This window comes from Novacetimonas hansenii, assembly GCF_014843995.1.
In the GTDB taxonomy this organism is placed as follows: Bacteria; Pseudomonadota; Alphaproteobacteria; order Acetobacterales; family Acetobacteraceae; genus Novacetimonas; species Novacetimonas hansenii.
Genome location: NZ_CP062147.1, coordinates 333,634 through 348,658, shown reverse-complemented (window position 1 = coordinate 348,658; position 15,025 = coordinate 333,634). Strand labels below are relative to the sequence as shown.

16 protein-coding genes and 1 tRNA gene are annotated in these 15,025 nt (G+C 57.6%); 8 read left to right on the top strand and 9 right to left on the bottom strand.

Annotated features, from left to right (window positions below):
- Nucleotides 1–30 precede the first annotated feature (30 nt).
- From IFJ82_RS01495 to IFJ82_RS01485, 3 genes are all read left to right on the top strand, one after another.
- Entirely contained in the window at nucleotides 31–1,368 is a 1,338-nt protein-coding gene (locus IFJ82_RS01495; RefSeq protein ID WP_192265355.1) for a GntP family permease, read from the top strand.
- A 386-nt stretch (nucleotides 1,369–1,754) separates the two neighbouring features.
- The gene (locus IFJ82_RS01490) at nucleotides 1,755–3,509 is read left to right on the top strand and encodes a Hint domain-containing protein (protein ID WP_062809672.1); all 1,755 of its coding nucleotides are present in this window, start codon (nucleotides 1,755–1,757) and stop codon (nucleotides 3,507–3,509) included.
- 46 nt (nucleotides 3,510–3,555) lie between these two features.
- Nucleotides 3,556–4,122 carry a helix-turn-helix domain-containing protein gene (locus IFJ82_RS01485; protein WP_192265353.1) on the top strand — a complete coding sequence of 189 codons (567 nt, stop codon included), beginning with the start codon at nucleotides 3,556–3,558 and terminating at the stop codon, nucleotides 4,120–4,122.
- Nucleotides 4,123–4,218: 96 nt separating this feature from the next.
- On the opposite strand, the gene IFJ82_RS01480 is transcribed toward IFJ82_RS01485, so the two are convergent.
- From IFJ82_RS01480 to IFJ82_RS01440, 9 genes are all read right to left on the bottom strand, one after another.
- Nucleotides 4,219–5,034: a sulfotransferase gene (locus IFJ82_RS01480; RefSeq protein WP_225578728.1), complete on the bottom strand. Its 816-nt coding sequence runs from the start codon at nucleotides 5,032–5,034 to the stop codon at nucleotides 4,219–4,221.
- A 134-nt stretch (nucleotides 5,035–5,168) separates the two neighbouring features.
- Entirely contained in the window at nucleotides 5,169–5,882 is a 714-nt protein-coding gene (locus IFJ82_RS01475; protein ID WP_075595501.1) for a helix-turn-helix transcriptional regulator, read from the bottom strand.
- 68 nt (nucleotides 5,883–5,950) lie between these two features.
- Nucleotides 5,951–6,289 carry a hypothetical protein gene (locus IFJ82_RS01470; protein WP_192265349.1) on the bottom strand — a complete coding sequence of 113 codons (339 nt, stop codon included), beginning with the start codon at nucleotides 6,287–6,289 and terminating at the stop codon, nucleotides 5,951–5,953.
- A 612-nt stretch (nucleotides 6,290–6,901) separates the two neighbouring features.
- Nucleotides 6,902–6,990: transfer RNA gene (locus tag IFJ82_RS01465), tRNA-Leu, on the bottom strand.
- Between the two features lie 99 nt (nucleotides 6,991–7,089).
- Nucleotides 7,090–7,794 carry a M48 family metallopeptidase gene (locus IFJ82_RS01460; protein ID WP_075624936.1) on the bottom strand — a complete coding sequence of 235 codons (705 nt, stop codon included), beginning with the start codon at nucleotides 7,792–7,794 and terminating at the stop codon, nucleotides 7,090–7,092.
- Nucleotides 7,794–8,309, bottom strand: coding sequence for a YcgN family cysteine cluster protein (locus IFJ82_RS01455; protein WP_003616561.1), 516 nt, complete (start codon nucleotides 8,307–8,309; stop codon nucleotides 7,794–7,796). The genes IFJ82_RS01460 and IFJ82_RS01455 overlap by 1 nt, the downstream gene beginning before the upstream one ends.
- Nucleotides 8,310–8,329: 20 nt before the next feature.
- Complete coding sequence (locus IFJ82_RS01450) at nucleotides 8,330–8,803, bottom strand: hypothetical protein (protein ID WP_143455940.1); 474 nt, start codon at nucleotides 8,801–8,803, stop codon at nucleotides 8,330–8,332.
- Between the two features lie 6 nt (nucleotides 8,804–8,809).
- Nucleotides 8,810–9,850 (bottom strand): extracellular solute-binding protein, encoded by a 1,041-nt coding sequence (locus IFJ82_RS01445; protein ID WP_062809692.1) that lies wholly within the window; start codon nucleotides 9,848–9,850, stop codon nucleotides 8,810–8,812.
- A gap of 107 nt (nucleotides 9,851–9,957) precedes the next feature.
- Nucleotides 9,958–11,079 (bottom strand): ABC transporter ATP-binding protein, encoded by a 1,122-nt coding sequence (locus IFJ82_RS01440; protein WP_003616567.1) that lies wholly within the window; start codon nucleotides 11,077–11,079, stop codon nucleotides 9,958–9,960.
- 99 nt (nucleotides 11,080–11,178) lie between these two features.
- Here IFJ82_RS01440 and IFJ82_RS01435 point away from each other — a divergent pair, with 99 nt between their 5' ends.
- The 5 genes from IFJ82_RS01435 to IFJ82_RS01415 all read left to right on the top strand — a co-directional run bounded on the left by IFJ82_RS01435 (nucleotide 11,179) and on the right by IFJ82_RS01415 (nucleotide 14,997).
- On the top strand, nucleotides 11,179–11,427 hold the full coding sequence (locus IFJ82_RS01435; RefSeq protein WP_003616569.1) for a hypothetical protein: 249 nt from the start codon (nucleotides 11,179–11,181) through the stop codon (nucleotides 11,425–11,427).
- 40 nt (nucleotides 11,428–11,467) lie between these two features.
- Nucleotides 11,468–11,908 (top strand): hypothetical protein, encoded by a 441-nt coding sequence (locus IFJ82_RS01430; protein ID WP_003616570.1) that lies wholly within the window; start codon nucleotides 11,468–11,470, stop codon nucleotides 11,906–11,908.
- A 196-nt stretch (nucleotides 11,909–12,104) separates the two neighbouring features.
- Nucleotides 12,105–12,581 (top strand): MarR family winged helix-turn-helix transcriptional regulator, encoded by a 477-nt coding sequence (locus IFJ82_RS01425; protein WP_003616572.1) that lies wholly within the window; start codon nucleotides 12,105–12,107, stop codon nucleotides 12,579–12,581.
- On the top strand, nucleotides 12,578–14,803 hold the full coding sequence (locus IFJ82_RS01420) for an FUSC family protein (RefSeq protein ID WP_003616574.1): 2,226 nt from the start codon (nucleotides 12,578–12,580) through the stop codon (nucleotides 14,801–14,803). The genes IFJ82_RS01425 and IFJ82_RS01420 overlap by 4 nt, the downstream gene beginning before the upstream one ends.
- Nucleotides 14,803–14,997 (top strand): DUF1656 domain-containing protein, encoded by a 195-nt coding sequence (locus tag IFJ82_RS01415; RefSeq protein WP_003616576.1) that lies wholly within the window; start codon nucleotides 14,803–14,805, stop codon nucleotides 14,995–14,997. Before IFJ82_RS01420 ends, IFJ82_RS01415 begins: the two co-directional genes overlap by 1 nt.
- Nucleotides 14,998–15,025: the final 28 nt, after the last annotated feature.

The following is a 15,025-nucleotide window of genomic DNA, read 5'->3' as shown; positions in this document are numbered from 1 at the left end:
ATGTGACATTCCCCACCCGGGACCACCAAGATGCCCTTGACCCATGCCCTTGCCATCGGGGGATGTGCGATCGGGATGATCATTGTCCTGATCGCCGGCTTTCGCCTGAATGCACTGCTGGTGCTGTTCGGTGTGGCCATCGCGGTCATGCTGGCGACAGGTCACAGCCCGGCGCAGGCCGTGACCACGTTCCAGCACGGGGCAGGCAACGCGCTGGGCAATATCGGATTCCTGATCGCCTTTGGCACCATGTTCGGCAAACTGATTGCGCAGTCGGGGGCGGCCGATACGGTTGCACGCTCGGTCATGCAACGATGTGGCGTACGCAACCTGCACTGGGCCATGGCCGCGACCGGCATGATTGTCGGCCTGCCCATCTTCTTTGACGTGGGGTTTGTCCTGCTGGCCCCGCTGGGCTTCATCGCGGCACAGGAAAGCCGCAGGCCTGTACTGATGGCCATCCTGCCCCTGGTTGCCAGCCTGTCGATCGCCCATGCGGTCATGCCGCCACATCCGGCCATCATGCTGGCCATCGGCATTTACCATGCCCGCCTGACACTCAGTCTCATGCTTGGGCTGCTTGTCATGCTGCCCACGGCAATCCTGTGCGGGCCTGTGTTCGCGCAGTTTGTCATCCGTCACATCGGCACAATTGCGACCAGCCCGATGGAAGCGGAATTCCAGATACGCACCACGCCAGGAATCCATGCTCCGCCGGGGCGCAGCGTGCTGTGCATTTTATTGCCATTCCTGCTGATCGGGGGTGGGCAGGTGCTGGCGGTCATATCCGGCGCAGGGATATGGCATATGCTGGGGCAGGCACTGGGGGAGACGAATATCGCCCTCCTTGTGTCGCTGCTGGCCGTGGCCGTACTGTTATGCAGGCCTGCGGGCATGACACCGCAACAGATTGCCCATGCCCTTCAATCCTGCCTTGCCCCGACGGGATTCGTCATCCTGCTGGTGGGCGCGGGCGGGGGATTCGGACAGGCGGTGATCGACAGCGGCATTTCCGCAGCCCTGACATCCGCGGCCCTGGGCGCGCATATGTCCCCATTGCTGCTGGCGTTCCTGTCGGCTGCGATCATCCGCCTTGCGACAGGATCGGCCACCGTGGCCACCGGCACGGCGGCAAACCTGATCGCACCAGCACTCCCCCACCTGCATGGCGTATCACCGGAACTGCTGGTACTGGCAACAGGCGCAGGATCAATCGCCTTTGGCCCGGTTAACGATCCCGTTTTCTGGCAATTAAAGGAATATCTGGGCCTGTCGCTGGCACAGACCTTTGTCGTGTGGTCTGGAACGGAAACACTGATTTCCATTGTCATCTTGTGCCTGACGCTTCTTCTTTCTGCTGCCCTGTAGGAATGCTGCTGTCTTTGGATGGATTTTCAACAGTCCGACCGGACAGTAGATCGCCCCCTTTGGATGAACCGGCACACACCCGCGACGATAAACATCTTAGTATCTGTTTGAAAAGTCAGACTCGATAACATACTGAAATTATAAAGTTTTTTCTGAAGCTTTTTCTGAAAAGCTTCAGAAGACACCGCCTTTTTTGAAAAAAGGCGGCACCCAAAAACTTTTCCTTTTTTATCAATGATCTGTTTTCAAACACTCTCTTACGCCAGAACAGCGGAGAGCGTCGGGCGGGCTGTCCCTGCCTCGTGCCATGCGATTCACATAATGATAACATTTCAGGAGCATTATCCTGGTCACGAGTTCCATTCGATACGCTCAGGAATGATGAAATGACCCAACTATTCGGAACGGGAAACAGTGTTACCAGCAGTGGAACATATGACCTTATGCCAATTGCGGTACTTGGTATTCTGGGAAGCGCCGATGCCACGGTATCTTCCTCCACCGGTGCAGAGGTCGATGCCACCATCAACATTACGGGGCTGCTGGACCTTCCGGTCACAGCACTCAGCACCTATACGATCACTGCGGAAAAAAATACTTCCGTCACCGTTTCCGCCGGTTCCGTCGCCATCGGAACCGAAACGATCCTCAATGCGGACGGGGGGACGATCTCGCTGGGTGGTGGCCTGCTGAATGCAGCCACAGGCGTGACCATCAATCTGAGCAACGGTGGAACATTCAACGGTTCGGCCGTCATATCGGCCCTGTCTGGTGCGACAATCAATTTCGAGTCCGGTGGTGGCGTGCTCAACCTGGCTGGCTCCAGCACCGGGCTGGCCCTGCTGTCGGGGGCATCAATCAAAAATTTTGGAACGGGGGATTCGATTATTATCGAATCCAACGGTTCCCCCGCGACCATCAGCAGTGTCAGTTATAATTCCCTGCTGGGAACAACTGACATAACATTTTCAAATAATGACAGTGTAACGCTGACGGGTGAGTACCAGAACACGGACCCGACGGCCTCCAACTATGTCAATGCCGTTGCAGAAAGCGGTGATACAGGCACAGTGATTGTCTGTTTCCTTTCGGGCACCATGATCCAGACCCCGACGGGGGACATCGCGGTCGAGGCCCTTCAGGTTGGTGACGCCATCAACATTTTTGACTGTTCCGTCCCTGCTGGCACAACCCGGAACATCGTCTGGGCAGGACACCACAAAGCCGTGGTGCGGCCCCACCTGCCAGATGATGAAGCCGGATATCCCGTGCGTATCGTCAAGGATGCGATCGCCGATGGCGTACCGTACAAGGATATGCTGATCACGGCGGAACACTGCCTGTTCTTTGACGGGAAATTTGTGCCCGTCCGCATGCTGGTGAACGGTCGATCCATTTTTTATGACAAGTCGATCACATCCTATGACTATTATCATATCGAAACCGCACAACATTCCGTCATCATGGCCGACGGTATGCTGAGCGAAAGTTATCTTGATACCGGAAACCGCCGCAATTTCCATCAGGCTGGCAATGTCGTGCGCATCGGGTCGTCACCACGAAATTGGGCCGATGATGCCGCAGCACCATTGGCGGTCAACCGTGATTTCGTCGAACCCCTGTTCCACCGGATCGGGGAACGGGCCATTGCCTCTGGTCATGCACCCAGGTCCGAACCGCCGATCGTGGAAACCAACGCCGACCTGCACCTGGTTACAAAAACAGGGGCCGTCCTGCGCACAATGCGCGAGGCCAATGGCCATGCTTTTTTCATGATCCCACCTGGGATCGAGGAAGTACGGATCATGTCACGCACGGGCCGCCCGTCAGATATGGTTGGTCCTTATGTGGATGACCGCCGCCATCTGGGTGTATTGGTCAGGAGCATCAAACTGTTTGAAGGCAATATCGCCCGTCCCGTTACGTCCCACCTCGCACCCGACGCACCGGCGGGATGGCATGATGGGGGATATATGCCCTGCAAGGAGCCTTGCCGCTGGACAGATGGGCAGGCCACGCTGCCACTTGGGCACCGGCATCCCACATTGATGGGGCTATTGTGCCTCGAAATCATTGCGGGTGGGCCTTATAATGTCGAAAAAGACAATATTCCCCAAAATGATACGCGCCTGACAGCCTGAACAGGACGCCCCCTGTGTTCTGCCACAGGGGGCGATTCACACGATCATGAAGCCTTCATTTACCCTAAAACCCGGACAGACCTGGACCGGTGCCCCCCCACGCAGCGAAGTGCGTGTCATTGGCAGTGTTGAAAAAAACCATGTCGTCTTTCGCAGGAAAGGAAAACGACGTGCCTTTCTGACCTTGCAGGAAACAACCATCATGGGTTTCCGCAAATGGATCCAGCAAAGTCAGGCCATTTCCAATGATGGGCTGAGCGCAACCGATCTGCACGGTTTTTCACCTTCACGCGAAATCGGGCAACGTATTCAGTTATTGCGCAAGGCTGCGGGATTAAGCCAGAAAGCATTTGCCGAAATGTTGGGTATGTCGCGTGCCGCCGTCTGTTTCTGGGAAACAGGACGTTCCAGCCATATCAGCGAACATGTACCCCGCATTGCGGAAATATTTGGTATCAGCGAAGAAGTTTTCCTAAATGGACAGAATAACGAAACAATACCGATCGAACTTACAAAAGATGAAGAAAATATTATAAAGCTCTATAGATCCCTTTCCATCGAGAACCGTCTTCAGGCGATAAAACGTATGGAAATGCTATATATAAAGGGATAATATCAGGAATTCATAAAATAAATTGAATGTTTTTGAAAAATTTCCATCAAAAAACATTACAATCCCAATATGCGCGGTTCTGTGTTTTTAAAATCATTAGGCAATGACTACCGCCCTTCCAGCTTCTTTCCTCTGGTCACACCAAAAACGATTCCCAGCAAGTTTTGAAACAATATCCGGCGGAAGGACTGGGCGCCGACGCGGAACTTCAACGCGCGCCCTGACTGTATGCAGGCCGGGGGAATTCAGACTTTCATCAAATTTGACAGGTTCTTCGAAATATACATTTTCGAAATCATAGTTGCATGCAGGAAGGTTTAATACATCGCCCAGAATACTCAATGTCCTGGCAGGTTCATGAACCAGGACATCGTAATCTACGACAATGAGGTTATGAGCAAAATCGCTGTAAAATGCTTCGGTAAAGGCACGCCAACAAAACCCGAATGCCCCATTGGCTGAAAGCAGGGAATCCACGCGGCTGTGCAAATTCCCCCTGTGTTCGATCGGGACGATTTTTGAACTTAAAAGAGGGTTTTGCTGCATCACACGTTCAAATGAATCAATAATCCAGACAGGGTCCCTGACACAGCAAATAATCTTTGCTTCTGGGAAAATAGCATTGATCAAACCAAGCCTGGTACACCACAGACGGCTATTATCAATAATCACTGACAGATTATTGGCATTCAGGCATGAATCCCCGCCATAATAATTGAACAATATCCCCCGCAGGAGACGATGCCTTGTGTCCCTGTCAAATTCGGTTTGATACTCCCCCTCCACCATAACGGAACTTAATTTTAACATCATGGGAGCAACAGGAGAAATATGCCCTGCTTTGATGATCGTAGGATTCTGTCGAAGCAATGCCGCAAGCAATGTTGAGCCTGAGCGCGGTAATCCAGACATGAAATGCACAGTAGGGACGAGCATGCACATAAAGGCCATTACAGTTGAACCAAGCCTTTATCGTAGTAAAGTCAGTCTTTAAGATCCTCCTACCTGAACAGGTGGCGCACATATTACATGATGTTACATATGCATCAGGGATGAATCAGGCCCAGGTTGATTGCCTGAACAACAGCCTGAATGCGATTATGGGCCCCCAATTTCTGCATGATATTTTTCAGATGATATTTGACCGTATTGTCACTGATATTAAGGATGGAACTGATTTCCAGAGTATTTTTTCCTTGCGCGACCCACAGCAGGCATTCACGTTCCCTGTCTGAAAGGGAACAGTCTTCTTTAGATGTCCCACCATTGGTAATTTGCATGTAGCAGGCGTGATATTGGTTAATCGCGATTTGCAGTATCGTTCGGTCACGAAAATTGATTTCTTTATCATTAGATGCCATTCCGACTAATAACAGCATAGAAGGGGATACCGGCAGGGGAACTGCATATCCGCTTCTAAAGCCGATATCCTGAAATTCTTGCATCATATTTTTTTGGCTTTTATTACGGACACCTACAGATCCCCAGCCATAGGGCAGGAATTCATGCCTGGCTGTTGCGATTACGGGATCTATATTTTGATAACAATTGTCAATATAATGTTGCATCCAGTCATCAGGATACGTACTGTCAATCAGATAGCATTCCGTAACACGGGTTTTATGCACCAGCCCGGCTGTATGAACAAAATGTTTCAGTTTCGTCAATATACTCCGAAATTCCGCATTCAATTGATTTATATTTTCAGAATTCTGCATACTTTCTACTGAATTCAGGGCATCTTCAAACAGGTGTAACATGCGTAATTTCTTTTTGTCGGGACAACACGGAATCAGGCGTGAAATTATACATGATGCGCATTTATCATTTAAAGAAGGATATGCATAAATATTCCAAAAATATCAAAAATGCCCGTTACAATTTGTCGAAGATGAACATCCATATTTCTGCACTGGACGGACACCGTATTTCGCAATGCACGCACCATGATCCCCACAGGCAGGCTGACACGGGCCTTGAACCACAAGAACACCTGTTCCAGCGCAACCATCTGGCCCGCCTGCCTTGATGACTCCAGACCAAGCACGCGGCCCAGGGCGTCTTTCAGACCAGATCCCATGTATCTGGAACGCGGAGGCGTGATCTGGAGGTCCTTCTTCCGTCGGTTACAGATTTCACCCAGCCCCATCGCTGAGTAAGCTGCCATCCATATGGCTATCCGGAAAATATGCTCTGATGCCACGAGGCTGTATCGTGAACAGGCAACCTGCACAGCCGGTTCTGTGATCGTCCAGTCCCCGCATGGAGTACGTGGAACCTGTCCGCTGAAATGCTTTTTTCGTGTCGGCACTAACATGAGGGATCTCCGGCACAAAACGTTTCAAGGCACCAGAACGCATCAGAAACTGCTATTTTGGAAGCTTCCGTTTGATTTTTTGTCCTCCGGGGGATGGCATTGATACCGCCATTGGCACGTATCCCCGTTCCAGGAGACTGTATTTAAAAGACAGGATCAATAATATATTAAAAATAGAAAAGTTTTAGGTGAAGTTCGTTGCAACAGTCTGACAAGAATATCGCCTTTTAGGGAAAGATACCCCAAAAACTTTTCTATTTTTTTATCAACAGGCTACTTTCAAACAGTATCTGGACGCATGCGGCCCAGCCAGCACGGAACGAACCTGCATGCGATAAAGCCTCCCTGCCTGCTGGCCTTATACCAGTCGCCAGGACTGCGGCCACGGCGCAGGAACCCATCAGGGCAAAACCGTCTTTACCCCGGTGTTGCCGAACCACCCTTCATCACACAGGGCACCTGTGGTGCGAGCTGCGGGACTCGAACCCGCACGCCCTGTTAACGGGCGCAAGATTTTAAGTCTCGTGCGTCTACCATTCCGCCAAGCTCGCATTAAGCGCATCTTCTAGCACACACACCATCCACGACAACTCAACCCGTCGCGGTTTAAGGATATTTTCACACAAAAAATATCCCTCTGCCCCTCCGGGTCATTCCTGCATATCGCGCAACAGGGTGGCCCCTTCGCGGCGTAGCCATAGCTCGGCCATACGCCGATGCGGGGTCAGGCAATCCACCAGCATCCAGAAATCCGGCCCATGGTTCATGTGCCGCAAATGCGCCAGTTCATGGGCCATCACGTAATGCTGCACCTCTGGTGGGGCCATGATCAGACGCCAGCACAGCATGATTGCCCCATCGGCAGTACAACTGCCCCACCGGCTGCGTGTATCGCGCACCGTCAGCCGCGTGGGGCGCAATCCCGCCTGCCGTGACAGCGCGTCCAGCCCCGCCCCAAGGCGGGTCCGCGCCTCCTCCCGCAGGAAAGCCAGCAGGCGTCTTACCAGAAACGCGGCTTCCCCACTGACATGTATCACCTCGCCCTCTATCCACACGCCACGCCGGGCCTGCGGACAATGGCGAATGGCATGGGGCCGTCCATCAATCAGCACCTGCCCCCCATCATGCCATCGCGGGGCCTGCGGTATGCGGGCAAGATTGGCCACCACCCACGCCGAATGTGACCGCAACAACGCCAGTGCATCATCACGCCGGGCGCGTGGCGGCAGGGTCAGGATGACATGACCGCTGCGTGCATCAATCCGCATGGAAATGCGCCGCGCCCGCGCCGAACGACGCCAGCATACCGTGACCTGCCTGCTGGCGATGGCCACGGTTTCGGGGCCATCGGACATCATTCGCGCGACGGAATGTCCGGGGCCTGCGTGCCGTCGGCACCGGGGGGACATTCACCCGGCCATTCAACGACATGATCCTCCAACGCACCGGCACGACGTTCGCTAATGACACGCCCGCTGACCGAAACCCCGGCCTCATGCACCGTATCGGCCCGTCCCGAAACCAGCGGATGCCACCATGGCAGGGGCCGTCCCTCCTGTATCAGACGGTATCCACAGGTGGGAGGAAGCCAGTCGATATCCTTCAGCATGTCCGGCGTCAGGCTGATACAATCCTGAACCTTGCGCTGTCGATGCGGATAATCCTTACACAGGCACGTCGTGGTATCCAGCAGACGACAGGCAACATCGGTAAAGACGATCTCCTCCGTCTCATCATCACGCAGTTTGTGCAGGCAGCACCGGCCACACCCGTCACACAGCGATTCCCATTGCTGGCGCGTCATACGTGACAGCGGAACCGTCATCCAGAACGGACGGTCCCCTCCGTCATTACGGCTATCCATGCCCATTGCCTCCTGTCCCCGTCCCGTCATGTCCCGAGGGTCGCCCCCATATCCACCATGGCGGCCAACACCCCCATCCCCAGTCCCGCGCAGGCAGACAGCACCAGTGACGGCCCAAGCAACGGCAACCACAACAGACGCGCACGCATCCATGGCCCCGCCCCCAGCCCCCATGCCGTGCGCGACACGCTCGCAGGCACGCGCATCAGCGCTCGCAACGGCAGCACCGTCACAAGAGGGCACACAAACACGCCCTGCAATACCGGCCACAGGGCCACATTCCCCGCCCCGCCCCAATGCGGCAGCCACAACACACCGGCCATCCCCGGCACCAGCACCAGCAGCAGCAACACCTGCACCACGGCAGGTCCCCATGGCATGCGACGCCGCATGAACATGCATGCCCCCATGACCACCACCGCCATGATGAACGCCGTCATGGCGCATTCCGCCATATCAGGAAGCAACATCATACCGCCACCACCGCGAACAAAAGACACGTGGCATCACGCGGGTCCACGCAGCCAGTCGGCAAAACGCTGTGACAGGTCCGGCAGGTGCGCACCCCAGAACTCCAGATCCATGGGCAGGTCGACCGAGGGTTCGCCCGCCGGCGACCCGGCGGCAACCTGCCCCATGGGATAAAGGGCGGCAAAACGATCCTGCTGTTCAGGCTGCACTATATAATGCAGCAGATCGCGCGCCTGTCCCGCCATGGCGGGGGATACCCCCTGCACCAGCGCCCATGACAGACATTCGCCCAGGCTCTGCGCCCACTGCACGCCGATATCATGACGACGCGCGGGCAGGCGGGCGATTTCATTGCTGAAGACACTGCCCATCAGCACACTGCCATTTTCAATGATGCGGGCTGATTCCTCTGGCGTGGACCACCATGTAATATACGGGCGCAACTGCGTCAGCTTACGAAATGCCCGGTCGATGCCCGGCCCGGTGGACAGCACGTCATATACGTCATGCGGTGGCACGCCATCGGCCATCAATGCGATTTCCAGCGTCGAGCGCGGGTCACGTCGCAGCCCCCGTTTGCCGGGAAAGCGCACCACATCCCAGAAATCGGCCCAACGTGGGGATGCAGGACGCCACCCGCGATCCCATGCCAGGACGATGGCCGGATGCAGCGCGGCGACACCACATCCGTCGGGATTGTCCGCACTGCCCGCCAGGCGCACCAGGGTGCCCTGTATGCACGATGTACGAATTGCACTGTCTTCGCCAAAGACGACCGCCCATGTGGCGGGCGTGGATTCTGTCGCGGCATGCGCCGCCAGCGTCGTCGCCTGCCCATCCCATGTCCGACGCACGACACGTATCCCCGCCTTCCTTGCAAAAGGCTGGAAATAGGCACGGTCCTGCACCCTGCCCAATGTATCGTCCTGTGTCGCGACGCTCAGGACGGCAAGGCGGTGGTGATGGACGGTGGACACCAGACGGGCGGCCCGCACTTCAGACGCACACACGATGTTCCCCGCCAGCGCCATGATGATGAAAAGACACGACACGCGACGCGGCGACAGGCGGGGCAAAAGGCACGCACTGCTCAACGGAAAGGACAACAGGGAAAACAGCGGGAAAGACCTTCACAAGACGGCATGACCGCCGGTGCGGCCACAGGGATACGGAACATCGGACGCTAGCGCATTTCATGACGGAACGGAAAGGCAATCGCCTGCCCCGCCTGCCACGCCAGCAACGCCGGACGACCGGGTTCCACCCCGCACACGATCTGCAACGGGGGACGGCGCACCAGCAGCTCATCGCCATTCGACAGCCTCATGCGCATGCGGATGTATGTGCCCATGTGACGCATGTCCACCAGGACCGCGGGCAGCATCGCGGATTCGCCATCATCGGTAGCAAGGCTGCCCATCGCCCCCGGTCGCGCGGGAAACAGGGTCGCAATGCGGTCAGGACGCACGCATACGGTGCAAAGGCTGTCTTCCGCCAGGCCGGGCGCCGCCATGGCCTGCACCGTCAACCCGTCGGGCAGGCGGATGACGGCGACATCCTCCTCGATATAGGACACGCGCCCGGTCAGGGCATTCGCCCCGGCAAAACCGGTGGCCACGCGGTCGCATGCCGGACGGTCGAACAGGTCCGCCGCCGCCCCGGTCTGCAAATGTTCTGCACCGTCAAAGAACGCAATACGGTCCCCCACCACCAGCGCATCATCACGATCACAGGTGGCCATCACCACACACAGGTCACGCGCACGGATCAGGCGGCCAAGGAAATTGCGCATCATCCCCCGCCGGTCCGCCGGCAGCGGGGCGAAGGGATCATCCAGCACGATGACCGGCGGCGCGCAGACCATGACCCGCGCCAGTCCGGCGCGCAGGACCTGTTCCGCATCCAGCGCGGCAGGCCGCACATGGCCCAGCCCCTCCAGCCCCAGCAAAGCCATGGCCTGACGCGCACGGTCCGCCGCCTCCGCCCGGGCAATACCACGGACACGCAGCGGAAACAGCAGGTTGTGGAAAACCGTCAGGTGCGCGAACAGCGGATCGCGCGCCCCCCACAGGCCACACATCCGCGTGAGCGGTGGGCGACCCGACACATCGATCCCCCCCACCATGACGTTACCGTCAAGCAATGGCCGCTGCCCCACCAGTGCGTCGGCCACCGCCGACAGGTCCGCACCGCGGTTTCCCAGCAGGGCAAGGCATTCCCCCGCCCCGACACCAAAGGAAAACGGGGCGGTATCGGCAGTTGTGACCAGATTGCGGACAACCAGTCGTGAGGAGAAAGGTGGCATGCGATAACAGAAACCTGACTATCCAAAGAAAGGGTTATAAGTGTTTCCTTCCTCCTTACCAGAGGATCATCGGACCCGCCCCTTTGCAAGGACAAGAAAATGACAAAGACAGACATCAAGCACGTCACGCACGAAGACCTTCAGGCACTGAAGTCCCACGTCGAAAACCTGCTGCAGACGCATGGCAAGCAGGCCCTGCACACCGCCGTCGAAAAGGCGGAACACCTGGCCACCAACGCGCGTGAACTGGCCGAAGCCCCGACCAAGACCCGCTCGCGCGGACGTTCCTTTCTGGCTATCGCCATTTTCTCGGCAATCGGCTACTTTCTTGGCCGCGCCACGAAATAAGGCTTGGTAGCCTGACGAAACCAGAGGACACGCGACAGCAATGAGAATAGGCGAAATCGGCAAGACCATCATTGATGGGGAACTCACCCTACGCAAATTGATGGCCATCCGCCTTGGCCGCCAGGCTGCCTTTCTGGTTGTCGCGGCCGTTTTTGGTGGTTTCGCGACCATAACGGGCCATGGCCTGCTGTGGGCTTTCTGTTACCAGACCCTTGGCCTCAGCGTTCTTGGCGCGTCATGCGCGGTCTTTGCGGTGGATATCATCGCCGCGTGCATGTTCGCCTTCATGGGACGGCGGTCCTATATGACGGCCGAAGAAATCCGTGTCCGCTTCGCCCGCGAACATGCCCTTAATGAACTGCGTCAGACGGTGGCGCTGTCCGCCGTGGTGGGCACCGTCGCCGGGCCGGTGACACGTCACACCGGGCGCGCAATCTGGAACCTGTTCCAGACCGTGACAGGACGCCGCCCCCGCTCCTGATGTGACCATCGGGGGCCGCCGCCCCCGCCGTCATGCATACCATCATGATTGATGCACATCATTGTCAGATGGTATCCATGACGAAATTGCATTGGCTCCCGGACACTTTTTCTGGAAACGTGCGACTGCACGCAATCGTAAGCAGGCAAATAGTTTGCATGCTCATGATTTTTTCCAACCCGGCTGGCAGGATGCAATGGCCGATACCGAGCGCCTTGAACGAGAACGGTCCTTCAGACGCAGGCTGGCGCGCCTTGGCACGGCATGGCGGCGACAGGTGGACCATGACCTGCGCGATTACGGCCTGACCGAAGCCACCTGGCGGCCTGTCCTGTATCTGGGCCTTCTGATGCCGCCGGTACGGCAGACCGACCTTGCCCGCGCCCTTGAGATCGAGGCCCCATCGGTCGCCCGCCTTCTTGATGTGCTTGAACGCCGCGGACTCGTCTTCCGTTCCCGCGACGAGGAAGATCGCCGCTCCAAGCTGGTACGCCTGACGCAGGAGGGGGAGCGGATCGAACGTCAGGTGCGTGACGCGGTGGACGCCGTCTCGCATCGCCTGCTGTCGGGCATTTCGGATTCCGAACTGACGGCGTGCTATTCCGTCTTCGACCGGATTGAGGCCAACCTGTACACGGATCGCATGGCGACCGGGGCCTCCGTCCGTTCATGAGGCTGATCCCCCCCCACGGCGCGCTGTCGCGGCCCCTGCTCCGGCTGGGAACCTTTGTTTTCCCCGACTGGAAAACGGTGCGCCCCACGATTGCCTACAGCATCCGTACGTTGCTGGCGGTGGGGCTTGCACTGTTCCTGGCCTTCGACCTGCAACTCCAGACACCGATGTCTTCGGTCACGACGGTGTTGATCGTCGCCAATCCCGTCGTGGGCGCAATGGTGTCGAAAAGCGTGTGGCGTATTTTCGGCACGATCATCGGCGCGACCTCCGCCATCGCGCTGATGGCGCTTTTTCCACAATCGCCCGTGCTGTATTTCATGGGGCTGTCGTTCATCATCGGGCTGGCATGCTGCGTGTCCACCCTGCTGCGCTTTTACAAGGCGTATGCAGCAGTGCTGACGGGTTATACCATCATCCTGATTTCCGTTTCCGCCTTCAGCGAACCGGACCATATCTTCATGGCCGCGATGTCACGCCTGTCGGCGGTGACGGTGGGCATCCTGAGTACCGCATTCGTCTTCCTGCTGACAAATATCAGCCATCCTGAAAAGGTCATACGCCAGATCGACCAGGTGTTGCGCAACATCACCTCCCATTTCGCGCAGCCAAGCGATCCGTCATGGAATGACGCAACCTCCATGCCCGATGACGCGGGACAGCCCCTGTCCTTCCGCGCCATGTCGATCACATCATATGACCAGCGTGCGCGCCTGCTGTCGCAGGCCAACGCCCTGGTGGAGGCCATCGAATACGCCGCAGCCGACAATTACAGCGTCAGCCTGCGCGCGCGTGGCCTGCGTGGGGGGGTGGCGCGTCTTTTGGGGTTGCTGAGCGCGCATCATCCCATCTGGCAGGATGAACCGCCGATGACCCGGCAGGCGCGGACGGCGCGGCATATCCGCCAGGAGATCATGCGGCATTTCGCGACCCTGCCGCCAGAGGACCTGCATCTGGAAGCGCGCGACAACATGCGCCCCATCCGTCGGCGCATCCGCGCGGCGATGACAGAACTCGACGAACTCGGCGAACAGACGCAGGACCTGCCGACCATCGCCTTCATCGACAATGAACGCGACGTACTGGCGCAGCTCTGTGCGGCGCTTGATGATTTCATGGGACCACAGGAACATGTCCGCGCCATCGGCCTGAAACTGTATTTCGACTGGCCCGCCGCCCTGCGCAACGGTACGCGCGGCGCGTTCGTCACCCTGCTGGGTTGCATGTTCTGGTATATCTGCCGCTGGACACACGGGGCGAACATGCTGACCTACCTGATCCCGGCATCATGCCTGCTGGCGACAAGCCCGCTGGCGTCACGTGCCAGCGTCATGTTCGCAAGCGGCACATTCGCGGCCATTCCCGCCGCCTTCATCTGCCAGACCTTTTTGTTGCCGCGCATCGACGGCTACCCGCTGCTGTGGCTGTCGCTGTCACTGTGCCTGCTGCCGGGGATATGGTTGCAGTTCCATCCACGCCACGCCATGCGCGGATTCGGCTATGCGGTGTTCTTCAACGCCATGGTACAGGTGCGCAACCCCATCACCTATGACGACCTGTCGCTGATGAATACATGGATGGCCTTCGCGCTGGGCGTGGTGTCCATCGCACTGGTGTTCCGCGTCATCCTGCCCGCCAACCACCGCCTCGACTCGGGGCGGCTGGTGGCCTCCATCGCACGCGCGACCGAACATCTGGCCCGCCAGCCACTGGGCCAGCATGTCGAATGGCCGGTGTGGGAAAACCTGCAGATGCAAAAAATACTGCGCATCATACAACGCTTCTCCCTCGTATCGTCACCGGGGCGGGTCTATGAACTGACGGATGCGGCGTTCATGGCCGTATCGCTGGGCCGGGTGCTGGTCCGGTTGCGCACCCTTGTCACGTCCCCTGCAATTCACGCAGAAGACCGCGAACGCGTGACGCAGGCGCTTGGCGCGTTCCGTTACCTGCGTTCCGACCCGGCGCTTACGGTCCAGACGTTGCGCGCAACCGCGCTGACGCTTCTGTCCCACCTTGAACGCCGGGGGATGCCGGCACATACGCCCACACGCCGTATCGCCGCCTGCCTGGAACAGGCATCGCTGCTGATTGGGGCAATCCCCGGTTTCTTCCATCGCCATGGTCCGCTACAGATGGCGGCGGATATGCCCGGCGCCAATAACCGCCTGACCCTTCCCGTATTGTCCACGACTGGCCCGTTCGGAATGAGAACCGCCTGATGCTGACCGAATTCAATCTCTTCGGTGTCTTCATGGCACCGATTGTCGTCTATGCCATTGCGGCGCTGCCTGTGACCATGCTGCTGCGCTCCCTTTTATGGTGGAGCGGCATCATGAAATGGTTCTGGCATCTCGCCCTGTTCGAGGTCGCGCTCTACACTTGCGTCCTCTGCCTGATGATCCTGTACATCTGACTGTCGCCGAAAAGGTTCGAGAATCCAC